20 protein-coding genes and 1 pseudogene are annotated in these 21,902 nt (G+C 61.2%); 8 read left to right on the forward strand and 13 right to left on the reverse strand.

Features of this window, described 5'->3' with window-relative positions; translation table 11 throughout:
* The first annotated feature begins 194 nt into the window (after positions 1-194).
* From AC07YV_RS08020 to AC07YV_RS08035, 4 genes are all read left to right on the forward strand, one after another.
* Positions 195-857 (forward strand): ATPase, encoded by a 663-nt coding sequence (locus AC07YV_RS08020; RefSeq protein WP_102699160.1) that lies wholly within the window; start codon positions 195-197, stop codon positions 855-857.
* Positions 858-897: 40 nt separating this feature from the next.
* A complete protein-coding gene (locus AC07YV_RS08025) occupies positions 898-1,236 on the forward strand; it encodes a hypothetical protein (RefSeq protein ID WP_095966456.1) in 339 nt (112 codons plus the stop codon).
* 261 nt (positions 1,237-1,497) lie between these two features.
* Entirely contained in the window at positions 1,498-1,890 is a 393-nt protein-coding gene (locus AC07YV_RS08030) for a DUF1801 domain-containing protein (protein WP_102699222.1), read from the forward strand.
* A gap of 199 nt (positions 1,891-2,089) precedes the next feature.
* Entirely contained in the window at positions 2,090-2,479 is a 390-nt protein-coding gene (locus tag AC07YV_RS08035) for a c-type cytochrome (protein ID WP_102699159.1), read from the forward strand.
* On the opposite strand, the gene AC07YV_RS08040 is transcribed toward AC07YV_RS08035, so the two are convergent.
* Positions 2,480-3,337, reverse strand: coding sequence for a LysR substrate-binding domain-containing protein (locus AC07YV_RS08040; RefSeq protein ID WP_102699158.1), 858 nt, complete (start codon positions 3,335-3,337; stop codon positions 2,480-2,482).
* A gap of 134 nt (positions 3,338-3,471) precedes the next feature.
* On the opposite strand from AC07YV_RS08040, the gene AC07YV_RS08045 reads away from it, so the two are divergent.
* The 4 genes from AC07YV_RS08045 to AC07YV_RS08060 are packed head-to-tail and all read left to right on the forward strand — an operon-like array spanning position 3,472 to position 7,713.
* Positions 3,472-4,524, forward strand: coding sequence for an agmatine deiminase family protein (locus AC07YV_RS08045; protein WP_102699157.1), 1,053 nt, complete (start codon positions 3,472-3,474; stop codon positions 4,522-4,524).
* Positions 4,525-4,528: 4 nt separating this feature from the next.
* Complete coding sequence (gene aguB, locus AC07YV_RS08050) at positions 4,529-5,437, forward strand: N-carbamoylputrescine amidase (RefSeq protein WP_007980688.1); 909 nt, start codon at positions 4,529-4,531, stop codon at positions 5,435-5,437.
* 1 nt (position 5,438) lies between these two features.
* Complete coding sequence (locus tag AC07YV_RS08055) at positions 5,439-6,539, forward strand: extracellular solute-binding protein (protein ID WP_102699156.1); 1,101 nt, start codon at positions 5,439-5,441, stop codon at positions 6,537-6,539.
* Positions 6,540-6,588: 49 nt separating this feature from the next.
* A complete protein-coding gene (locus AC07YV_RS08060) occupies positions 6,589-7,713 on the forward strand; it encodes an agmatine deiminase family protein (RefSeq protein WP_102699155.1) in 1,125 nt (374 codons plus the stop codon).
* A 129-nt stretch (positions 7,714-7,842) separates the two neighbouring features.
* Here AC07YV_RS08060 and AC07YV_RS08065 read toward each other — a convergent pair whose 3' ends face one another.
* From AC07YV_RS08065 to AC07YV_RS08120, 12 genes and pseudogenes are all read right to left on the reverse strand, one after another.
* Entirely contained in the window at positions 7,843-8,271 is a 429-nt protein-coding gene (locus AC07YV_RS08065) for a nuclear transport factor 2 family protein (protein WP_102699154.1), read from the reverse strand.
* Positions 8,264-9,007 carry an SGNH/GDSL hydrolase family protein gene (locus AC07YV_RS08070; RefSeq protein ID WP_102699153.1) on the reverse strand — a complete coding sequence of 248 codons (744 nt, stop codon included), beginning with the start codon at positions 9,005-9,007 and terminating at the stop codon, positions 8,264-8,266. The genes AC07YV_RS08065 and AC07YV_RS08070 overlap by 8 nt, the downstream gene beginning before the upstream one ends.
* Before the next feature lie 6 nt (positions 9,008-9,013).
* Positions 9,014-9,586 (reverse strand): chorismate mutase, encoded by a 573-nt coding sequence (locus AC07YV_RS08075; protein WP_102699152.1) that lies wholly within the window; start codon positions 9,584-9,586, stop codon positions 9,014-9,016.
* A gap of 81 nt (positions 9,587-9,667) precedes the next feature.
* Positions 9,668-9,958: a DUF7693 family protein gene (locus tag AC07YV_RS08080; protein WP_494990277.1), complete on the reverse strand. Its 291-nt coding sequence runs from the start codon at positions 9,956-9,958 to the stop codon at positions 9,668-9,670.
* 332 nt (positions 9,959-10,290) lie between these two features.
* Positions 10,291-10,560 carry a PAAR domain-containing protein gene (locus AC07YV_RS08085; RefSeq protein ID WP_102699150.1) on the reverse strand — a complete coding sequence of 90 codons (270 nt, stop codon included), beginning with the start codon at positions 10,558-10,560 and terminating at the stop codon, positions 10,291-10,293.
* Positions 10,557-12,116 carry a type VI lipase adapter Tla3 domain-containing protein gene (locus tag AC07YV_RS08090; protein WP_102699149.1) on the reverse strand — a complete coding sequence of 520 codons (1,560 nt, stop codon included), beginning with the start codon at positions 12,114-12,116 and terminating at the stop codon, positions 10,557-10,559. The genes AC07YV_RS08085 and AC07YV_RS08090 overlap by 4 nt, the downstream gene beginning before the upstream one ends.
* A 1-nt stretch (position 12,117) precedes the next feature.
* On the reverse strand, positions 12,118-12,387 hold the full coding sequence (locus tag AC07YV_RS08095; RefSeq protein WP_102699148.1) for a PAAR domain-containing protein: 270 nt from the start codon (positions 12,385-12,387) through the stop codon (positions 12,118-12,120).
* Positions 12,384-14,060: a type VI lipase adapter Tla3 domain-containing protein gene (locus AC07YV_RS08100; RefSeq protein WP_102699147.1), complete on the reverse strand. Its 1,677-nt coding sequence runs from the start codon at positions 14,058-14,060 to the stop codon at positions 12,384-12,386. Before AC07YV_RS08100 ends, AC07YV_RS08095 begins: the two co-directional genes overlap by 4 nt.
* The gene (locus tag AC07YV_RS08105; RefSeq protein ID WP_102699221.1) at positions 14,057-16,087 is read right to left on the reverse strand and encodes a T6SS effector phospholipase Tle3 domain-containing protein; all 2,031 of its coding nucleotides are present in this window, start codon (positions 16,085-16,087) and stop codon (positions 14,057-14,059) included. The genes AC07YV_RS08100 and AC07YV_RS08105 overlap by 4 nt, the downstream gene beginning before the upstream one ends.
* 334 nt (positions 16,088-16,421) lie before the next feature.
* Positions 16,422-18,771: pseudogene (locus AC07YV_RS08110) on the reverse strand (type VI secretion system Vgr family protein); the annotation flags it as partial.
* Between the two features lie 242 nt (positions 18,772-19,013).
* The gene (locus AC07YV_RS08115; protein WP_102699146.1) at positions 19,014-20,576 is read right to left on the reverse strand and encodes an amino acid permease; all 1,563 of its coding nucleotides are present in this window, start codon (positions 20,574-20,576) and stop codon (positions 19,014-19,016) included.
* Between the two features lie 163 nt (positions 20,577-20,739).
* The gene (locus AC07YV_RS08120) at positions 20,740-21,900 is read right to left on the reverse strand and encodes an iron-containing alcohol dehydrogenase (RefSeq protein ID WP_102699145.1); all 1,161 of its coding nucleotides are present in this window, start codon (positions 21,898-21,900) and stop codon (positions 20,740-20,742) included.
* Positions 21,901-21,902 lie beyond the last annotated feature (2 nt).

Raw genomic sequence — 21,902 nt, forward strand, 5'->3', positions numbered from 1 at the left:
CACTGTAATCAACAGTGGGCGCCCGGCACAGCCGCTTGTTCGACATTGACCGGTAAGTTTGCGCCAGAGGCCTGTGCTGGCGCCGCCGCACTATTGGTTCAGTCAATAGTCACCATCAAGAATCGCAAGTTCTGTTTTTTGCGCAAAGGCGGAAAATTGCCGGCATTGAACACGCTGCTCAAGGAACCTGCGCGATGAAAATCTTGACCCGACTGGCTGTGATTGCCCTGTTGCTGGGCAGTGTTGCGTCGACCGCATCGGCCTTTGCCGAGGACGCACGCGCCTGCCACCTGCCGCCCATCACCGGTAGCCAGGGCGGCTTGCAATACGGGCAGACGGTCGGGGTGCTCTACAGCGAAAACACCGTGGAAAACCTGCAATACCTTGAGCAATACCACTCGGTGGCCGTTCATGGCGCGAAGAACGCACTGGATGCGCGAATTCGTCAGGCCTTCGTCGACAGCTCCGATCCGCAACTGGCCATCGACTGGCTGCTGAGTTCGTTGCACAAGAGCTTTCTGTCGGTGACGGTCTACGACAACCTCGATGCCCTGGTGCAGGCCCATCCCGATGTGGTGGTGATGCTCGACACCCACAACCAGTTGCTGACCCAGCGTAACGACCGGGTCGAGGCGCGTTTCGCCGCGCGGTTCTACGACGCCAGCCTGCAATACATCGGCAAGGCCGAAGGCGCGGTGGAAAAACAGCTGCCGTCGGTGTGGGTGCATGACAAGGCCGCGCCCGAGATTGCCGCGCAAATCGAACAGCAACGCGACCTGCAACTGACTGCATTGAAGCAATTCGATGCGTCGTTGAAGGCGCTGGTATCCGCCGGATTGACCGCAGCAACCCATTAACCAGCCAACTCACCATAGATTGCATTTCAGGACCTGATTCATGCGCACTTTTTTTGCCCCGACCCTGGCCTTCGCCTCGCTGTTGCTGGCCGGTTGTGCCACGCCGAACAATCCGACGCTGACCTTGCAGACCAGCAAGTCGCCCGAGGCGTACACCCATTGCGTGGTGCCGAAATTGCAGCACGATGCACTGGCGCCCACGGTGTCGCAGACCCAGCGCAGCTACCGGATCGTCGTGTCGAGCAAAGTGGCGGCGGACAACGTGCTTGAAACCTACAAGGCCTCGAACGGCGGCAAGGTGTTCCTGTACGAGCGCAAGCTGCTGGCGTCGACCTTCGTGCCGTCCAGTTTCGAGCGTGCGGCGCAGGAGTGTCTGTAAGCGCCATTTCAGGCAAAAAAAAAGCCGCCGGGAGAGGCAGCAGAAAGTTAAAGCACGCATTGGATGAGCTGAGTATGGCGCCCACTTCATGACAATTCGATGACAAATGAACAATTGTGGCGAGGGAGCCTGTCGGATCGGCGCACCGTCCCTGCCGTCTTCCTGGCCTTCAGCGCCGGGGTTTGGTTTCTCACCGTGAAAACCCGCCAACAGCGTCTACCCTCATCGGTCACAACCATCATGATGAGGGTGCAGACGGTGATGAAAACGGACAAGGTTGAATCAAACGAAGCCTCGGCACTGATCGACGAGCGAATCCGCGAACTGGCCGACTGGCGCGGCGTGACCCTGGCCCGCCTGCGCAAGATCATCCGGCAGGCCGACCCCGAAGTGATCGAAGAGTGGAAGTGGCGCGTGCCGGTGTGGTCCCGTGCCGGCATCCTCTGCACCGGCGAGACCTACAAGCAAGTGGTGAAGCTGACCTTCGCCAAGGGCGCATCGCTGGACGACCCGTCGAAGCTGTTCAATGCAAGCCTTGAAGGCAATACCCGACGTGCCATCGATGTTCGCGAAGGCGAGCAGATTGATGAAAAGGCGCTGATGGCGTTGATTCAGGCGGCGATTGAACTTAATACCTCGCACAGCAAAAAATAAGTCAGTACACAGATCCCCTGTAGGAGCGAGCCTGCTCGCGATGGTCGTCAACGATAACGCGGCGAGCCTGACACCCCACGGCGCCTTCGAATTCATCGCGAGCAGGCTCGCTCCTACAGGGGCCGTGCCCACCTGACTGTTTTGGATATCCTCAGCTGTCATGTTCCAATAGCGAGCATTCGCAGACTGGAACCGCAACATGAAGAAAATCGCCGCCCTGACTCTCGCCCTGGCGCTCAGCGCAGGCCTGTTCAGCACTCCCACCCTGGCGGCGGGCGATGTCCAGGCCGGGGAGAAAGTGTTCAAGCGCCTCTGCAGCGGCTGTCATCAGATCGGCGAATCGGCGCGCGCCTTCTTCGGCCCGCAGCTCAATGGCGTGATCGGTCGCCACTCCGCCGCCACCACGGACTACGTGTATTCCGACGCGATGAAATCCGCCAACCTGGTCTGGGATCGCGAAACCCTGATCGCCTACCTCGAAGCGCCGAAGAAAGTGGTGCCCGGCACGCGCATGATCTTCTGGGGCCTCAGTGACCCGGAAAAAATCGAAGACCTGTTGGCCTATCTGCAAACGTTTCCGGCGCAGTAATCACTCGGCCAGGTTCTCCACCAGCCATTGAGTGAAGCTGCGCGCCATCGCCGTGTTCTCGCTGTCACGGTGGGTCAGCAGCGCCCAGTTCGGGCCGCGGATGGTTTGTTCCACCATCGGCTGCAACAGCCCGGTGGCCCGCGCCTGCCGACTCAGCAACTGGCTCACCAGTGCAATGCCGAGCCCGGTGCAGGCGGCGTCCAGCAGCAGCCCTGGATCGGAAAAGTTCAGCCCCTGATCCATCTGTCCCACATCAATGCCCGATTCCACCGCCCAGTGGCTCCAGTCCATTTCCCGCTCGCCATGCAGGGTGGTGCGCCGTTCTGTTGGCAGCGCCAACAGGCTCGGGTGACACGCCGGATAGAGGCGGTCGGCGTGCAGCACCTTGAAACTGCACTCGGCCTGGGAACTGATGTCGTCGCGCACCGCCAGGTCGATGGTCTGGCTGGCCATGTCCGGCACCTCATCGGTGCTGAAGATCCACAGATCGACCTGCGGATGCTGGCGACGGAAATCCCCCAGGCGTGGCAACAACCAGTGCCGGGCAAACGCCGGGGTGGTGTTGAGCACCAGTTGATTGGGTTTCTGGTATTGCCCCAGCCGGCGAATGCCCACGGCCAGTTGCTGCAACAACGCCTGGGTGGTGCTCAGCAGATCGTGACCGGCATCGGTCAGGCTGACGCTGCGCCCACTGCGATAGAACAGCGGTTGCTCCAGGTACGCCTCAAGGCTGCGGATCTGCTGGCTGATCGCCGACTGGGTGAGGTGCAACTCTTCGGCGGCCTTGTGAAAACTGCCCAGCCGGGCGGCGGCTTCGAAGCCGCGCAGGGTGCTCAGGGGCGGCCAGTGTTTAAGCATATTGATAAGTTCCTCTAATCAGTTGCCTGCAAAATCCATCGTTTGTTTGCCCGTTTTACCAGCCGTAGCATGCATGCCAAGACCGCCAAGGGCGTTTTCATTGAACACAATGACTTAACTCAGAGGTACTTGTCATGCAGCAGAACGGTATTCAAAACAGCGGTTGGACGATGCCGGCCGAATGGGTCACCCACGCCGCCACCTGGATGGTCTGGCCGCACAACAAGACCCTGTGGGAGTCGGGCTGGCGGGTGACGCTGCCCCAGGTTCAAGAGGACTTCGCCCGGGTGGCCAACGCCATCGCCCGTTTCGAACCAGTGAAACTGGTGGTCGATCCTTCAACGGTCGCCAGCGCCAAAGCCTTGTGCGGGCCGAACATCGAGTTGATCGAACTGGCGGTCAACGACAGCTGGTGCCGCGACTCCGGCCCGAGCTTCGTCTGCCACCCGCAGCAAGGCCTGGCCGGTGTGAGCTGGCGCTTCAATGCGTGGGGCGGCAAATCGGCCCACGATCTGGACGAAAGCCTGGCCCGCCGCGCGCTCAACCATCTGGGCCTGGAGTGTTTCGGCACGGCGCTGAGCAATGAGGGGGGTGCCATTCATGTGGACGGCGAGGGCACGCTGATCACCACCGAGTCGGTGCTGCTCAACCCTAACCGCAACCCGGGTGTGACCAAGGCCGAGATCGAAGAGATCTTCACCCGCCTGCTGGGCGTGAAGAAAACCATCTGGCTGCCGGGCGATCCGGACTACGTGACCGGCGACATGACCGATGGCCACGTCGATGGTGTGTGCGCCTTCGCCCGTCCTGGCGTGTTGCTGGTGGACGCCACCCACGACAAACAATCGGTGTACGCCGAAGTCGCCCGGGAGAACCGTCGCGCCCTTGAACTGGCCACCGATGCCCAGGGCCGCCAGTTCGAGCTGATCGAACTCTATGAAGCCACCGACGCGGTGGACACCGAGGCCGAAGTGTTCTGCGCCTCCTACACCAATTTCTACATCGCCAACGGCGCGATCATCATGCCGGCCTACGGCATCGATGCCGACAAGGTCGCTGCCGAAGTGCTGGCGCAGGCGTTCCCCGGTCGCGAAGTGGTGCCGGTGCGGATCAACCATCTGGCCCATGGCGGCGGCGGTGTGCATTGCATCACCCAGCAACAGCCGGCCTGGCCGGTGCGGGGTTGATGCCATGACACTGTTGACCATCGCCACCACACAAATGCCCTGCACCTGGGACCTGAAACACAACCTCGACCAGGCCGAGCAACTGGTCCGCGAGGCCGCGGCCAAGGGCGCGCAGGTCATCCTGTTGCAGGAGCTGTTCGCCACGCCGTACTTCTGCATCGAGCAACACCACAAGCACCTGGCGCTGGCCGAGGAATATCGCGACAGCCACGTGCTCAAGCGCTTTGCCGCATTGGCAAAAGAGTTGGGCGTGGTGCTGCCGCTGAGCTGGTACGAGAAGGCCGGCAATGCCTACTTCAATTCGTTGAGCGTGGCCGACGCCGACGGACGCCTGTTGGGCGTGTATCGCAAGACCCACATCCCCAACGCCATCGGCTATCAGGAGAAGGAATACTTCAGCCCCGGCGACAGCGGGTTCCGGGTCTGGGACACCGCGTTCGGGCGCATCGGCCTGGGCATCTGCTGGGACCAGTGGTTCCCCGAGACCGCCCGCTGCCTGGCCTTGATGGGCGCCGAAGTGCTGCTGTTTCCGACCGCCATCGGCTCGGAGCCTGGCTGCGCCACGCTCGATTCCCGCGATCACTGGCAGATGACCATGCGCGGCCACGCCGCCGCCAACCTGCTGCCCGTGGTAGCGGCCAACCGTGTCGGCCGGGAAGCGGCGACCACCGACCCGACACTGCAAATGAGCTTCTATGGCTCGTCATTCATCTGCAATCACAAGGGCAAGTTGCTCGCCGAAGCCGACCGCGACAGCACCGGCGTGCTCGTCCACACCCTGGACCTGGCGGCCATGCGCGAAGACCGCCTGACCTGGGGCATCTACCGCGACCGCCGTCCGGACATGTACGGCGCCTTGCTGACCCAGGACGGTCGTCAGATCCACTCACGCTGGGCAACCCAAGGGGTGTGACATGAATACGATCAACAAGCTGTGCCTGGCCATGGGCCTGGCGCTGACCTGTGCGGTGCCTGCGTTGCATGCCGAGGAGAAAACCCTGCGGCTGTACAACTGGGCCGACTATTTTGCCGAGGACACCCTGAGCAGGTTCACCGCCGAAACCGGGATCAAGGTGATCTACGATGTCATGGACGGCAGTGAAACCCTGGAAGCCAAGATGCTCGCCGGCGGCAGTGGCTACGACCTGATCTTCCCCGGTGATACCGTGGCCGAACGCCTGATGCGCGCCGGCAGCCTGCAACCGCTGGATCAGTCCAGAATCAGCGCCTTGAACGACGTCGAGCCCGGGTTGCAGAAGCTGCGCTCGCACTATGAGCATTCGAGCAAAGCCACGGTTCCCTACACCTGGGGCACCATCGGCCTGACCTACAACGCCGAACAGGTCGCCCAGCGTGCGCCGGACGCACCGGTCAACAGCCTGGACATGCTGTTCAAGCCGGAGCTGGCGGCGAAGTTTGCCGATTGCGGCATCTCGATGATCGACTCGCCGGACGAAGTGCTGGCGGTGGTGCTCAACTACCTCGGCCGCGACCCGCGCAGCGGCAAACCGGCGGACCTGGCGGCGGCCAGTGAGTTGTTGATGAAGATGCGACCGTACGTGCGCAAATTCCAGTCGCAACCGGTGACCGATCTGGTCAACGGCAACCTGTGCATGTCCCTCGGCTACAGCGGCGACATGACCCAGGCGCAGCGCACGGCCGACAGCGCCGGCAAGAAAACCACCTTCCACTACCGCATTCCCCGCGAAGGCACCACGGTGTGGATGGACACCATGGCCATTCCCGTCGACGCCCGGCACCCGGAATACGCCTACGCTTTCATCAACTTCGTGATGCGCCCGCAAAACATGGCGGCCATCAGCAACTTCACCGGCTACCCGACCTCCAACGCAAAGGCGCGGCCGGACGTCGATGCCGCGATGCGCAACAACCCGGACATCTACATCGATGAAGCCACCTACGCGCGGCTGATTCCCGGCAAGGACATTCCCCAGGCCGACATGCGTGCACGCATGCGCACCTGGACCAAGTTCAAGACCGCTACCGTCAATTGATCACCGGTCGGCCCGCGGGCCGGCCAAACCCCGGATTTCAGGAACACACATGCCGACACGTCGAACATTCATCAAGCAGGTATCGGTCATCGCCGGACTGGGCGCAGTGGCGTCCATGGGAGTGGGCTTTGCCGCTCTGCCGGTGCGCGCGGCCGGCAAAGGCAACTGGTACATGCCCGATGAAGGTGAAAAACACCAGCGGGCCTTCATCGCCTTCGGCGCACAGGCTGCGATCTGGGAGGACTTCACGCCCCACGTGCAAGACGCCCTTGGCCGGATCGCCCGCAGTATCGCCGAGTACGAGCCGGTCACGGTGTTCTGTCGCCAAAGCGAAAGGCGCCTGGCCGAAGCCAAATGCGGCAGCCGCAACACCACCTTCGTGATCACCGAACTGGACGACATCTGGATGCGCGACATCGGCGCCAATTTTGTCGTCGATGACAACGGCAACCTCGGCGCCGTGGACTTCAACTTCAACGGCTGGGGCAACAAACAGCAGCATGAGGACGATGCGCAATTGGCCGCTCTGGTCGCGGAAAACGCCAAGGCGGACTATCTGCGCAGCGAACTGGTGGGCGAGGGCGGTGGCATCGAAGTGGACGGCCACGGCACCGGGATCATGACCGAAAGCAGCTGGATCAACCGCAATCGCAACCCCGACTGGAGCAAGGCCGAGGTCGAAGCGGAGCTGAAGGAACGCCTGGGCCTGCGCAAAATCATCTGGCTGCCGGGCATCAAGGGCAAGGACATCACCGACGCCCATGTCGACTTCTATGCGCGCTTCGTCAAGCCCGGGGTGGTGATCGCCAACCTCGACAACGACCCCGAGTCCTACGACTACAAGGTCACTCGCGCCCATCTGCAGATCCTGGAGAACGCCACGGATGCCGATGGCCGCAAGTTGCAGGTGCATACCGTTTCGCCACCGCTCAACCCGCGCAACAGCCGGTTCAGCAAGGACAACCCGGACTTCGCCGCCGGCTACATCAACTACTTCGTGATCAATGGCGCGATCATTGCGCCGCAATTCGGTGACAAGCAAGCGGATGCCAAGGCCTTCGACCTACTGTCCGAACTCTACCCGGACCGCAAGGTGGTGCAGCTCGACATCGACGCGATCTCCGCGGGCGGTGGCGGCATTCACTGCGTGACCAGTCATCAGCCGATGGTGTAAAGCCTCCAGGCTGTACACAACACCTGTGGGAGCGGGCTTGCTCGCGAAAGCGGAGTGTCAGTCAACATCTCTATCGACTGGTTCACCGCCTTCGCGAGCAAGCCCGCTCCCACAGGGTAATTTGCTGACTCAGGCCTTACTGGCCTTCAGATAAGCCCCGAGGCGCCGCCCCATTTCCTCACCCAACGCCTGCAAGCCACTCAGCGGTCGCACCATCACTTCAAACTCGACAATCCTGCCCTGTTCGTTGAAGCGGATCATGTCGATGCCCTTGAGCTCTTTCTCGCCGACCCTGGCGCTGAATTCGAGAATCACGTTCAAGCCATCCGCCGTCGCCAGCTCGCGGTGATAGGCAAAGTCCTCGAACACGTTCATGACCGTGTTGAGGATCATCGACACCACCGGCGCCCCCGGATACGGCGTGTGCGCCATCGGCGAGCGGAACACCGCCTGCGGATCGAGCAATTCGGGCAAGGCGCTCAAGTCGCGGTTGCCGAGCATCGCGTGCCACTGCTTCAGGGACGCGGCGACATTGGGGTTCAGGTTCAGCTCAGACATCTTCAACTCCTGTTTTTATTGTTGTGGTGCGAAAGCGTTGGTCGATAACCCTGGCGGCATCGTCGGCCCATTGACGATAAAGCATCGGCCCCGGATGAAAACCGTCGCTGGCCATCAAGCCCGGTTCGGGCGCCAGCGGGGTGGTCAGCATCGTGCATTGATCCACGCCGGCGGCCAGATCCGCAAGCCGTGCATTGAAACGACGCGCCCTGAACCCCAGAAACCAGCGCAGCGGCTGGGGCAGGGCGGGGAACAGGTGCATCGGCGGAAGCGGCGACACCACAACCTGCTTCACCGCAAACTTGTCGCACAACAGCGCCATCAATCGCTGTTGCCGAGCGAGCCACTGATCCAGGGTAAGTGAGCTGGTGACATCGTTGACGCCAATCGACAACAGCGCCACATCGAACGGCTCGGGGGCGTGCTGTTCGAGCAGCTCCAGCAACCCTTGCGAATCCAGGCCGGTGCGCGCCCAGAGTTTCCACGACACCTGATAATCCTCGGCCAGGCGCTCGACCAGCCGACCGCTGAGCGCCTCGCCTTGAGTCGCCGCACCCACCCCCGCCGCAGCGCTGTCGCCGACAATCAACAAGCGCAGAACATCGCCGCTACCGGCCTCGCCCTGGCGTTCGCCTTCGGCTTCCGGCAGCCTCGGTGTCACCCGTCGCGTGTACAGGCCCTGCATCAGCAGCAATGGGCCGAGCAAAATTTTGGCGAGGGTTTCAACCCGGCTCATATGACGTTATCGCCCCGCAATACACAGCTCCCCGGTCGCACGAATCATCGCCTGGCCATGCAAGTAATCCTTGATCAGCGCCGAGCGTTCGGTGGCCAGCCATTGCGGGCAGTTCGGGTCATTGCGGTAGGGCAGGAACGCCGCGTACTGCGTGAGCAGCTGGTTTTGCAGAGTGTCGAGCTTGGGCCGGATGTCGTTATTGAGGTCCGGTCGTGGCGTGTCCGGTGCCTCGTGCGCCGCTTGCCATTGCGCGAGCCGGCCGTATTGCACCAGTTTGCTGGCTTCGATCTGGGCGGTGATCAGGTCGGCGACATCGTCGGGGTCGAGCTTGCGCTGGTCCGCCTGCTGGCGCGCGTTGGCGATGACTTGCGCTTCCCGGGCATTGTCCTGGACCGGTTTGCCGCTGTCCCACTTGGTCAGCGCCACCAGCTCACTGATGTACAAGCGCTCATTCATCGTCGCCAGCAAGGGTTGCAGGGCATCGGGTGCCGGGGGCGTCGTGCCGGCCTGGGCACCGCCGGCGAACAAACCGAGCAGGGCGCAGGCCAGCCAGTGCGAAAGGCGTGGGGAACGGGGCATGGACGGAATCTCCTTGGACGCAGAAATCACTCCCGCTTGTGTATCACAAGTGCGGCCAGGGAACGACAGGTTGCGAATGATTCAGGCCAGCAACCGCTCAATCTGCGCCAGTTCCCAGGTGCTGAGCAAACTCACCGGGTCGGTGCCGAAACGCTGCCCGCTGTCGAACGCATACTCGCGGCCATCGGGGCATTGGCCGTGCAGGCAGTGGCGCAAGTGACCGGCGTCGACATCGAGCGTCAGGCGCCAGCCGTCGATGTCGACCTGTACAAGGTTCGACGTGCAGTATTCATCGACTCGCTTGAAGGTGCGAATACCCTGGGCGGCATCGCGCAACGGCTGGTAAACCTCGCGGGCGGTGAGGGCGGGCACAGGTGTCTCCGGGGTGAAATCGGGGGGAGGCACAGGATAGATCATCAGCCTGCTCATGAGGCCTAATGCTGTTCACTTAAGAGATAGAGCGAGCAATAAATAACCTGTGGCGAGGGAGCTTGCTCCCGCTGGACTGCGCAGCAGTCCCCTGCTCTTTAGGGAAAAGAAGGGGCCGCTTCGCGCCCCAGCGGGACGGTGCGGCGATCCGACAAGCTCCCTCGCCACAGATACGGTGTTTGTCCTTAAGTGAGCAGCATTAGGCTCATGAGACCGGGCTTCACGCTGCGAGCCACCAGCGGCCCTGCAACAATGAAACAGCCCGGAGTTTCGGTCTAAACCACCTGCACATTCTGAGCAGTACTCGCCACGCCATGACAACCGCAGGCCAGGAGATGGCCTTGCAATACCACCGGAATGCCGTTCATACGCCGGCGCGGATGCCCTTCGACGAAGGCAAACTCGCCCAGATGCAGTGGGCAGGAAGCCTTGTCGCCCAACACCGCCGGGGTTTTTCCATTGAGGGTATGCGTGCCTTCGAGCTGGCAGGAAACCACGGTGCCACCGCTGCTGGTGGTGTCGCCCAGGCAAATGGGATGGCTCATGTTCTGGGTACGCCGCCGTTAGGGGCGCCGAACTTGAACGGGTCGGCACCTCGGTTCTCGCGGTTCTTCGCTTTGCGCGCCTCGTCTGGCGGGCGGATCATCTGTACCGTCAGGCTGCCATCCTGGCCGGCGTAGACCACCGCGCTGGCTCCGCCGTCCAGGTAACTGGCAATGGTCGCCAGGTTGATTTCCACCAATGCCCCACTGACCCCGGTATTGCCCAGACGCCGACCGATGTCGTAACCCTCATCGACATTGCCCAGTTCGATCCCATGGCCGTCCGTATTCAGGCCGTGCAAGGCCATGGTCAGGGCAATTTCAGCGTCCCGGTTGTCGGTGGTGTCATAGAACACGCGGACCGGCTTTTGCCCTTTGGGTAACGTCTCCAGGGCCTGTAGCCAGCCTGCCTGCAGGGCTTTGGCCTGCAAGGCCGGTTTCAGCCGCTGGCCGTGTTCATCCTGCATCGAGACCTTGATTGGTCGGTGCAAGTAACCCAGCACTGGCGCGGCGTCGAACTCTTTGACCTGGTGTTGGGCCCAGCGGATGGGTAGCCATGGGGAGGGTTCGAACTCTCCTGGCCCGCGGTTGCTGATGGTTTGCCAGAGGGTGGGGAGTTGGGATTGCCAGTAGGCGGTGGACATGGTGCCGGGGGCATCGGGGTTTGCAAAACCCTTGGCACGCTCCGCCTCTTCGTACACATCTCGAAATTCACGGGAATGCTTCCAGTAATATGCCCAAAGTTTGCCCAGATCAGTGTTTTTGTTTTGGTTGTCCTCACGCTCGTGAGTGGCATAACGGCGAATGTACCGATCCACCCGATCCGAGCGAGTGACCAGCAGCCCGGTCATGCTTTCGTACACCGTGGGAACGACGTGGCCGTTCTGCAACCCCGGGGTACCAGGCTTGCGATAGACATCCCGCGTCACGTCACCGTCCCGACTCGCGATCAGCGCCTGTGGAACTTGGGGGTTATCGTCAAAAAACTGAAACAGCCGCTCGATCATGCCTTGTGCATGGGTGGTGCTTTCATCGTCCTGCCAGAGAAACTGGGTAACCCCCAATGTCGCCGCATTACGGCCTGAATTGATCAAGCCGGCGGCCCGGTAGCCTTTCTCATAAGGGTCTGGGGGACCTAGCGCAAACACCGGGATTGGCCAATACGCGACTGACTCGCCTGCTGAATGCTTAAAGGCGACACGGATCTTGATATCTCTGCTGATCCTTCGGGAGTCCAGTGAGTCCGTATAATCCTTGGGGTCTCGTGAGTAAATCGACGCAAAGTTGTTATTTTTCTTCTTGATGAACTGCCAGATTTCCGATTGGTGATCCTGGTAGATCCCAAGTCCTACCCCGCGGATTTCCAATGCATAAGTCCGTACTTGCGTGGCTTGCTGCTCGTTGATTTGCGCGATGACGTTGGCTTTATAGGCGGCAAGCCCCGCCTTTTCACTGGCCACGGCTTTGCCCCACCAGTGAGCGCTGAAAATCAGCAGCAAGGGCCCCAGAATAGCGGCGATACCCCAGCGCAGTACCGGGTTGATGACACGAAGTTCCACGTCAGATAACCCGTACGTTCAAAGCATGGCTCGCCACGCCATGACAACCGCAGGCCAGGAGATGGCCTTGCAATACCACCGGAATGCCGTTCATACGCCGGCGCGAATGCCCTTCGACGAAGGCAAACTCGCCCAGATGCAGCGGACAGGAAGCCTTGTCGCCCAACACCGCCGGGGTTTTTCCATTGAGGGTATGCGTGCCTTCGAGCTGGCAGGAAACCACGGTGCCACCGCTGCTGGTGGCGTCACCCAGGCAAATGGGAGGGCTCATGGTTTGTTTCCCGGCATACGAAATCTGAACGGATCGGCGCCGTGGGTTTGCTGGTTCTTCGCTTTGCGGGCCTCGTCTGGCGGGCGGACCATTTGCACGGTGACACTGCCGTCTTCGCCGGTGTACACCACCGCGCTGACACCACCCTCCTGATAGCTGGCAATCGTGGCCAGGTTGATTTCGACCAGGGCGCTACTGACGCCGGTGTTGCCCAGGCGTCGGCCGATGTCGTAGCCCTCGTCGACATTGCCCAGCTCGAGGCCGGTTCCATCGCTGTTCAGGCTGTGCAGTGCGATGGTCAGGGCGATCTCGCCAGGGGTGTTGTCGGTGCTGTCGTAAAACACCCGCGCCGGTTTTTCACTGTTGGGCAGGGTTTCCAGTGCCTGCAGCCAGCCTGCTTGCAGGGCCTTGGCCTGTAGCGCGGGTTTGAGCGGTTTGCCGTTGTCGTCGTGCATCAGGACTTTGATCGGGCGGTGCAGGTAGCCCAACACCGGGGCTTTATCGAACTCCTTGACTTGATGCTCGGCCCAGCGCACCGGCAGCCATGCGGAGGGTTCGAAATAACCGGGCCCTCGGTTGCTCAGGGTTTGCCAGAGGCTGGGGAGTTGGGATTGCCAGTAGGTGGAGGACATGGTGCCGGGGCCGTAGGGATTCTTGATCCCCTCGGCACGTTTGGCTTCTTTATATACATTTCTAAATAGCGGCGAATGTTTCCAGTAAAACGCCCACAACTTGCCCATGTCGGTGTTTGTGTTCTGGTTGTCCTCGGAATCGTGGGTGGCAAAGGGGCGGATGTAGCGGTCTACCCGATCTGACCGGGTGAGCAGTAGACCAGTCATACTTTCGTACACCGTTGGCACGGCATGGACATCTTGTAGACCTGGTGTGCCGGCCACGCGAAGACCACTTCGGGTCACATCACCATCCTCGCTCACAATCAATGCTTGCGGTACCTGTGGATTGTCATCAAAGAACTTGTACAGCCGCTCGATTATGCTTTGGGCATGGGTGGTGTTGTCCGCGTCCTGCCAGAGGAACAGCGTGACACCCAAGGTAGCGGCATTGCGTCCACCCAGAATATTTGCGGCGGCGCCCGTGTCTTCAGGTTGTTTGGGTGGCGCTATCGCAAACACCGGGATCGGCCAATAGGCCACCGAGTCACTAGCTGAATGCTTGAACGCGACACGGGTGTTGATTCTCGCTGTGATCTCTCGAGAGTTCACGGAAGTGTCGTAATCCTTGGGGTCTCGTGAATAGATCGAAGTGAAATTGTTGTTGGTCTTTTTGATTTCTCGCCAAATTGAAGATTGATGCCAATTGTCGACTGCGAGTCCAACTCCCCGTATTTCCAATGCATAAGTGCGCTTCTGGGTCGCATTGTGCTCGGCTCTCTCGGCCATAATTTTTGATTTGTAGGCCTTGAGTTCTGCTTCTTCGTAAGTTACCGCCTTACCAAACCAGTGCCCGCTGTAGGTCAACACTAACGCACCGAAAATACTTGCTATTCCCTTAAGCATCACGGTGCTCATATCCCCCAACTCCCCGTTTTCAGCCTGTGCTGTGTAGATGATGACAAGTAAAAAACCAAGCCAAATAGCTGTCAGTATCCCCGTAGTCCAGAGATAGCCTTTCAGCTTCGGCCGCTGTGATTTGTCCTGCCGGCGATCTCTCATTGAGACATTCCTTTTCTCGGAACAGGCAAAACCAAACTTGGCGGCGTCAACGACACCAAGTCTATCGAGGGGAACTCACCCTCGTCGTAATACAAATAACTGGCCTCCACTAATGTTTGAGCCTTTTCACTCAGTTGTGCCCAGCCTTCCATGTTCATGACTTTATCGAACCGCTTTTTGTCCATCTTCCAATCCGCAATCGCCACCAACACCTCCCGCATCACCGGATCATCCAGACACCTGGCCTGCCCAATCGCAATGTCCATCGCCGTCACCCAGCGATGGTTCTCCGGGCTGCGCAATACAGCCGAGTGATAGCTGTTGTCAGTCCATTCCTTCTGGTCAACCTGCATGCGTGCACGGATTTCGTTAGGGGTTTCCTCACGGTAGATGCGGTAGTGGTCCTTACGATTGAGCATCGGGTTGCCGGACACTGGCGTCTGGCGCAGGGCCCGGGTCTGGTCGTCGGGCTCTTTGCCGTGATTCCAGCGAACAAGTCCATCGTCCAGGTCGAGTCGCTTGTCACTCTTGGTCACGTAAATCCATTTGAAAGTGGCACCGGGGTTGCCCAATGCAGCGTTTTGCGACACCGCATCCGGTCGATCCTTTCCGGTCTGATGGGTAGACCCCGTCACGGCTTCGCCGCCAAACATCTGCGGTGCATGGGGTGGGTGCAGTTGTTCGGCATTGATGGTGCGTTCCTGGCCTTCACGGATCCCTGTTTGCGAGGCTATCGCTGCGACCGAGCCGCCACCGGGATAGCGCGGCTCGCCTTCTGCACGGGTGAGGTCCGCTTGCGGCGGTTTGCCAACCAGTACCGGCTCGCCGTCACGCAGGCGCTTGGTCCACAGGCGCTGGTAGAAGCGCATGGACTGCAGCGCGGTCATGGCCGGCTGGCCATCGGGCAGTTCGTCCGGCACGCCGTAAGTGCCGATGCCTTGCACATCATCCAGCGCTACGGTGGTGTCGTCCGGGCAGAAATACAGGTAAACCTTGCCGCGGTTGTCGCGCTCGGGAAACACCAGGGTGTTCCCGTCAGCGCCCAGGCGCTGGCCTTGTTCGGGTGACCAGCGCGGCCCCGTGCGACCGCCATAACCCGGTACGCCACAGCGCACGGCACTGAGGGGTGGTTGCGTATGGGGGGATTGAGTGGTGTGTTGCACGATGTCGATCAGGGTCTGCAGGGTTCGCATATTTTTCGGCGTCGCGTCCGGCAGTACCGAATAGGGCGAGGCCACCATGATTGCGCAGTCGGCACAGCGTTCACCGCGATCCACCAGCATGGCCTGGGCGAGCAAGGTGATCAGCGTGCCCTGGCTGTGCCCCATGATGGTGATGGTCTCGTCGGGTGAGACGCGGCGGATCTCGCTGACCAGCATCGCCAGCCGGGTCGCGGCCAGCACGAAATACCGCCGATGCGGCGCCTTGCCCATGTACAGGGAGTTAGGCATGGTGGGTTGAACCCAATGGCGCAGCCATTTGCCGAACCCTTCTTCGTACATCCCCAGCAAATTGTTGGTGGCGTTAGCGAAAAATCCGCCGCCTTTGGCAAAATGGCGGTCCAGACGATTGTCGAACCTGTCCAGGAATTGATCGCGCAACCGGGCCGGATCGCCATTTTTATCGCGTTTGATTTCGCCGGGTTCGGCCCGGTAGCCCCAATAAAACGGAATCAACAGGCTGCGGGTCTTGGGGGCCTCGGTGTCGCGCTGGTAGAGGTAAGTATCCGGATCGTCGAGTATTTGCCCTTCGTTGTCCTTCCACGCCTTCCTGGGCGTACTGTTAGCCTGGTTGTACTTGGCCCCATACCGCCCCGCCTTCAAATCCGGCCGATCCAGCCGCTCGTTAACCCCCTGGCACAACCCGATTTCCACCGACTCATAGGATGCCCCGGGGTCATTCACGCCGTGCAGGAAAATCACCACGCCTGGCAGGTCTCGCGGCACAGCAGTATTGCGATCCGTGGATCTATTGGGCAGCAAACGACTCGTGCCGGTGGCGATCACTGTGTTGTCCGTATAGCTCATGCTTTCCATATCCTTTTGAAATCATGTTCCTGTCGTCGATCACTGGGTCGACACTTTCCTTAGCTGCCGTCGGTACGGGTGTCTGGTCCGATGCTGGGGTCAAAAGGGCCTGATGCGTCCGCCCCGGTACTGTTCGAGCCCGGGTTCGCTACCTGGTGGGATGAGTTGCGAAAAACCTCGAGATTGGCGAGCTGCATCTCTGTTCTCTGGAGCAACTCGGTTAGTCCATCAGTACCCGTGATGCCTTGCACGAGGCTGCCGTCTTCCAGGGCGATTTTGTAGGGTTGACCTTGAACAATTGCGGCTGGATCACCTTCGTAGTGCAGTCGATGCCGTTGGTCCGCGCCGTCCCGACCGAAAACAGGAACGGCAGCACTGTCGGTCTTGGGCCCCACCCAGTCATGCTCGCCGGCATGCACAACGGCCTTGCCCTGCGTTCCGATCTCGACCCCGCTACCGATCCTGATGTAGCTGCCGTCATCGGCCACCAGGCGGATGGTGGGGGCGGTGATGAGCACTTCGCCTTCGGCTGCCGACAGGTGCAGGTTCTTTTGCGCATTGAGCACCATGTCGTCGTCCTGGGCCTGCACCAGCACCTTGCCGCGATTGGCGATGGCGCTGATGCCGTCGTCCTGGGCGAATGCGCTGATGCCTTTGCCGGCTTGCAGGCGCATGGCCGCGCCGCTGCTCAGCTGCAAATGATCCTGGGCGGTGGTGTCATGGTTTTCTCCGGCGTAATGCACCTGCGAGCGCGGTGTGGCGCTGGCAATGCCGGCTTCAGCCGCCACCGCGACCACCGGATCGCCCGGACTGTTGCTGGTCGGTTCAGGCCATTGACTCAACGACTGTCGCAACGCCTCGATGCCCAGGGTGTCGATCTTCGGGCTGCCACGGGCAGCGGCGGTCTGGCCGAGGGCCTGGAACAGTTCGCCGCACTCGGCCAACAGCTTGAGCAGTTCTTCGCGGTCCAGCTGTGAGCCCTGGGCATCGTGGCGAGCGTAGGTGGTCAACAACAGCCCTTGGGCCGCCCGCAGGGCAATCGCGGCATCGCTGCGCAGTTCGGCGCCCTGGCCGCGTGCCTGGGCCTGCCCGTCGGTTCGCGGCGTGACAAGCTTGCCCAGGTTCAGCGCGGTGGCCTGATGGGTCGTGCCCAGTCGGGTGCGCAACGCGCCGGGTGTATCGTCGAAGAGCAGTTCGTTGAAGCCCTGGCCCTGATGTTCCCGGGTCTGGATCCCGGATAAGGTTCGATTGCCCGGCAACCCCGTGGCGTTACTGAAGTGCGGCGGAAAATGGTCGGCGTTGTAGAGCACCGACGTCACCAGGGGGCGGTCGATGTCGCCGCCGAGGAAGGTCACCAGCACTTCCTGACCGATGCGCGGCAAAAACTGATGGCCGAAGCCGGCGCCGCCACTGGGCATGGCGACCCTTAGCCAGGTCGTGCCCTGGGCGGGGTCCTGCGCCCGCTGCCAATGAAAGCGCACTTGCACGCGCGCCAGCTCGTCGGTGAAAACCTCCTCACCTTCCGGGCCCACCACAATGGCGGTGAGTGGCCCGGAAATCGTCGGCCTTGGCGTAATGATCGGTGGGCGAAAGGCAATCTTGTGGCGGATGCAGACGAAACTGTTGTCGTAGCTCGCCGGTTGATCCGTCAGGTAGTTGTTGCGGCCCTGGTGCTCCACCTTGAGCAGGAGGAACTGACGATCATCCACGGGATCAGCATCGTGATCGAAGTGTTGGGTCAGTTCGAAGGTGTAGCCCGGCAGCATGGCGCGACAGTTGCTGGCGCCCTCAAACGTCTTGCCCTGTACCTCCAGGGCTTCGAGTCGATGCCGCACCAGCGCTTCGCCATCTGCAGGCATACCGTGGCTGTAATGACCGGGAAAGTCGTAGATCTCGTAGGCTGGCACATCACCCTGGACGTTGAGGCTGGGCATGCTGACCGGCAGCGGATTGCGCGGTTGCCGGTAGTCGAACGTCCGGATGGCCATCTTGCCGGACTGCAGAACCCGATGGCTGCTCCATCGGGTGATCGAGTCGGCAGTCTCGGTGACCGCCGCGCTGTGGTAGCGGATCCGCGGTTGCCCGGCCAGCGGCTCAAGGTGGCGGGAATGGTCGGTGATGATCAGGCGGTGTTCTTGCTTCGTATGCTCGAAGTAGAACAACAAGCCCTCACGTTCCAGCAGGCGCAGGACGAAATCCAGATCGCTCTCGCGGTATTGCGTGATGTAGCTGTGGGACTTGAGCGGCTGCTCCAGGCGGAACTCGAACCTGGGCAGCACGCCATAGTGGGCGAACACCGTGCGCAGGATGTCTTCGATGCTCTGCTCTTGAAAGATCCGCGAGTCGACGCGTCGCGACAGCATCCACAGCCAGGGGCTCAAGGTGGCCGAATAGTAAGCCAGGCCGCCGTCACTGTTCTGCAGGCTGAATCGACTGATGTAGCCGTGAATGTAACGCGCCTCGCCGGTCGCCAATTCAATCTCGAGTGACGCCGGTTGCCCCATTAACGACTTGAGTTCCAGTCGCGCATCCTGACTGATCAGCGACAGCTCGAAACTGAATAGTGTCGACAAGCCCTCGGCGCCGGAAAAGTGCTCGAGCAGCAGCTCCTGCTGGTTCGCAATCGGGGAGGTGAACCTGATCAGACGCCGGTTCTGTGGCGAGGATATTTTTGTCAGTTCCATTAACAAGCTTCCTGCGGCATAAGCAACCCGTGGTCACCCCAGGACCTGCGCATCCATGCTCCTGGGGAAACCCAAAGGCGGCAATTAAGTCGCTTGTGAAATAGCTTGTATGTAGGACGCTTCCTTTTTTAGATGTGGATTTGTCGGCGCAATCGCGATCGACACAGTGGCGCTGTACGTTTTTTGGTCCTGAAGCAGGCGTGAACCTGTTTCAGGACTGGACTAAATGCACGCAGCGGCCATCAAGCCCCGGCTTGTTTGTTCAACGCCGCTTCCGCCGCGGCAATTTCAGCCTGGCGCTTGACGATCATGTCGCCCACCGGTGGGCCCTGGAAGCGCCGGGCTTCAAAACCGAACCAGACGATGGCGGTCAGCACCAGGAAACCGATGGTGATGTACAGCGCCCAATCGTTCGGTGGCTGGATGCCGATGACGAATATGATGATCATCGACAGGATCGAGAGGATGGCGAACACCGAGTACCAGAATCGTCCCATGTTCCATGGCCCCATGGTCGGCCACTTCGATGTTCCGTAGGTAAACAGGCCGAGCACGATGGGAATGGCGAAGGAGAAGAACAGGAAGATCACCGTGCAGGACACCACGATCGTATAGACCGGCGTTGCCCCGACCGAGATCACCGACGAGCCCCAGTCGAACAGGACGGCAAGGGTGGCACCGGTCCAGATGGCCGCCACCGGGCTGCGAAAGGTCGGCGAGACGGAGGACAGGGCTTTGGAGCAGGGCAGGCCACCGTCCCGGGAGAAGGCGAAGATCATGCGCGAAACCGAGGTGACGGTGGCCAGTCCGCAGAGCACCTGCGAGATGAAAATCGCCACGAAAAGCACCAGTTTCAAGGTCGGGTTGACCTGGGTGTTCATGGCCCAGAAAAACACGTTCCAGCCTTGCTTGGCCGCCTCGTCCATGTTCGGCAGCATCAGCACGAACGCGCTGAGCATCAGCCAGCCGAACAGCAACGACCAGACCACCGACATGACCATGCCGCGGGGCACCGACATGGCCGCGTTGCGGGTTTCCTCGGAGGTATGCGCCGAGGCGTCATAGCCGGTGATGGTGTAGATCGGCAACAGCAGGCCGAGCATGAAAACCCAGCCGTTCGAGACTTGCGGCCAGACGTTGCCGCCCGCTTCGCCGGAATAGTTGCCAAAGGTCCACAACCGCGCGAATTCATAGCTGGGTGCCGAGATCAGGCAGACGATGGTCAGCGCCAGCGCCGTGGCGAAGATCAGGTAGCCGGAGAAATCGGTGAGCTTGGCGGTCAGGCCGATACCCAAGTGGTTGCACAAGGCCTGCAGGCCCGTGAGGATTGCCAGGAAAATCACCCTGACCGTGGTCGTGTCCTCCATGCCCAGTGCCGGTCCGAAGGCACCGAAAAAGAAGTAATAGGTACCGACGTTGATCGCGCCCAGCACCGTGACCAGTCCCAGCAGGTTGAACCACGCGGTCAGCCAGCCGGTGAAGCGGTTACCGAGGATCGAGCCCCAGTGGTACAGGCCGCCGGCGGTGGGGTAGGCCGAGGAAATCTGCGCCATGGCCATGGCGAATACTCCGGAGATCAGGCAGCCGATCGGCCAGCCGATGCCGATGGATATGCCACCGGCGCCCGAGGTGCCCTGGGCCAGTGAGTTGATGCCACCGGAGAGGATGCAGATGATCGAAAAGGAAATGGCGAAGTTGGAGAAAACCCCCATTCGTCGTGAGAGTTGCTGGGCGTAGCCCATGCTGTGCAGCACCTTGACGTCATCGTCGTGGGTTTCGGTGCCCGGCTGGCTTGTTGGGTTCATTGTTGTGTGCCCCTTTTCAGGTATTGGACAGGCCGAACTGAGCCGCCGTAGGCTCGACCTTGGTTTTCTGTAGGAGCGAGCCTGCTCGCGATGGACTTGAGAATGACGCGGGGTGTCAGGCTCCCCGCGTCATCGTTGACGTCCATCGCGAGCAGGCTCGCTCCTACAGACGGCCGTGAAGTGCCGCGTCGAAAATCTTTGCCACGCCGTCCCGGGTCAAAGGCAGCGGGTTGCCGCCGGCCGAGGGGTCGACAATCGCCATGTCCGCAATCAGGTCGGCCTGCCGGTCATCCACGCCCAGTTCAACCAGGGTATGGGGCACGCCGATGTCCTTGCGCAGCTTGAGGACGAAGGCCAGGAAACTGTCGAACCCCGGCGAGGGCAGACGCAGGTACGCCGCCAGGCGAGTGATGCGCTCCTCGATGGCCGTGCGATTGAATTGCAGGACATAGGGCATGAAAGTGGCGTTGGTCATGCCGTGATGGGTGTCGTACAGCGCACCCACCGGATGGGAGAGCGCATGCATCCCGCCCAGGCCTTTCTGGAATGCCGTGGCGCCCATGGCCGCCGCCGCAAGCATTTGCGCGCGCGCCTCGAGGTCCGACGGCGTGTGTACCGCTTTCACCAGGGCGTTGGCCACCAGGCGCATGCCTTCCACCGCAATGCCATCGGCCAGGGGATGAAAACCGGGGGCGCAGTAGGCTTCCAGGCAATGGGATAACGCGTCCATGCCCGTGCCGGCGGTGACTTTGGCTGGCATGCCGACGGTGAGGGCGGGGTCACTGATGACCACGCGCGGCATCATTTTCGGGTGGAAGATGATGCGTTTGGTGTGGGTGCGCTCGTCGATGATCACCGCCGCACGCCCGACTTCCGAGCCGGTCCCGGCCGTGGTCGGCACGGCAATGACCGGGGCGATGCGGCTGTCGTCGGCGCGGGTCCAATAGTCGCCGATGTCTTCGAAGTCCCAGACCGGGCGCGTCTGGCCGCTCATGAAGGCAATCAGCTTGCCCATGTCCAGGCCACTGCCGCCGCCGAAGGCGATCACACCGTCATGTTTGCCGGCACGCCAGGCGTCGAGCCCGCCGGCCAGGTTGGCTTCGACCGGGTTGGGCTTGAGGTCACAGAACAACGCCACACCCAGGCCGGCGGCGCGCAGCGCGTCCAGTGCCGACGTGGTGATCGGCGCGCGCGCCAGGCCGCTGTCGGTGACCAGCAAGGGTCGCTGGATCCCCTGGCTGCGACAGACATCGGCCAGCTCGGCAATGCGCCCGACACCGAAACGAACGCTCGTGGGGTAGTTCCAGTTTCCTGTCAGGTTCATGG

Source organism: Pseudomonas sp. GW456-E7, from assembly GCF_059424105.1.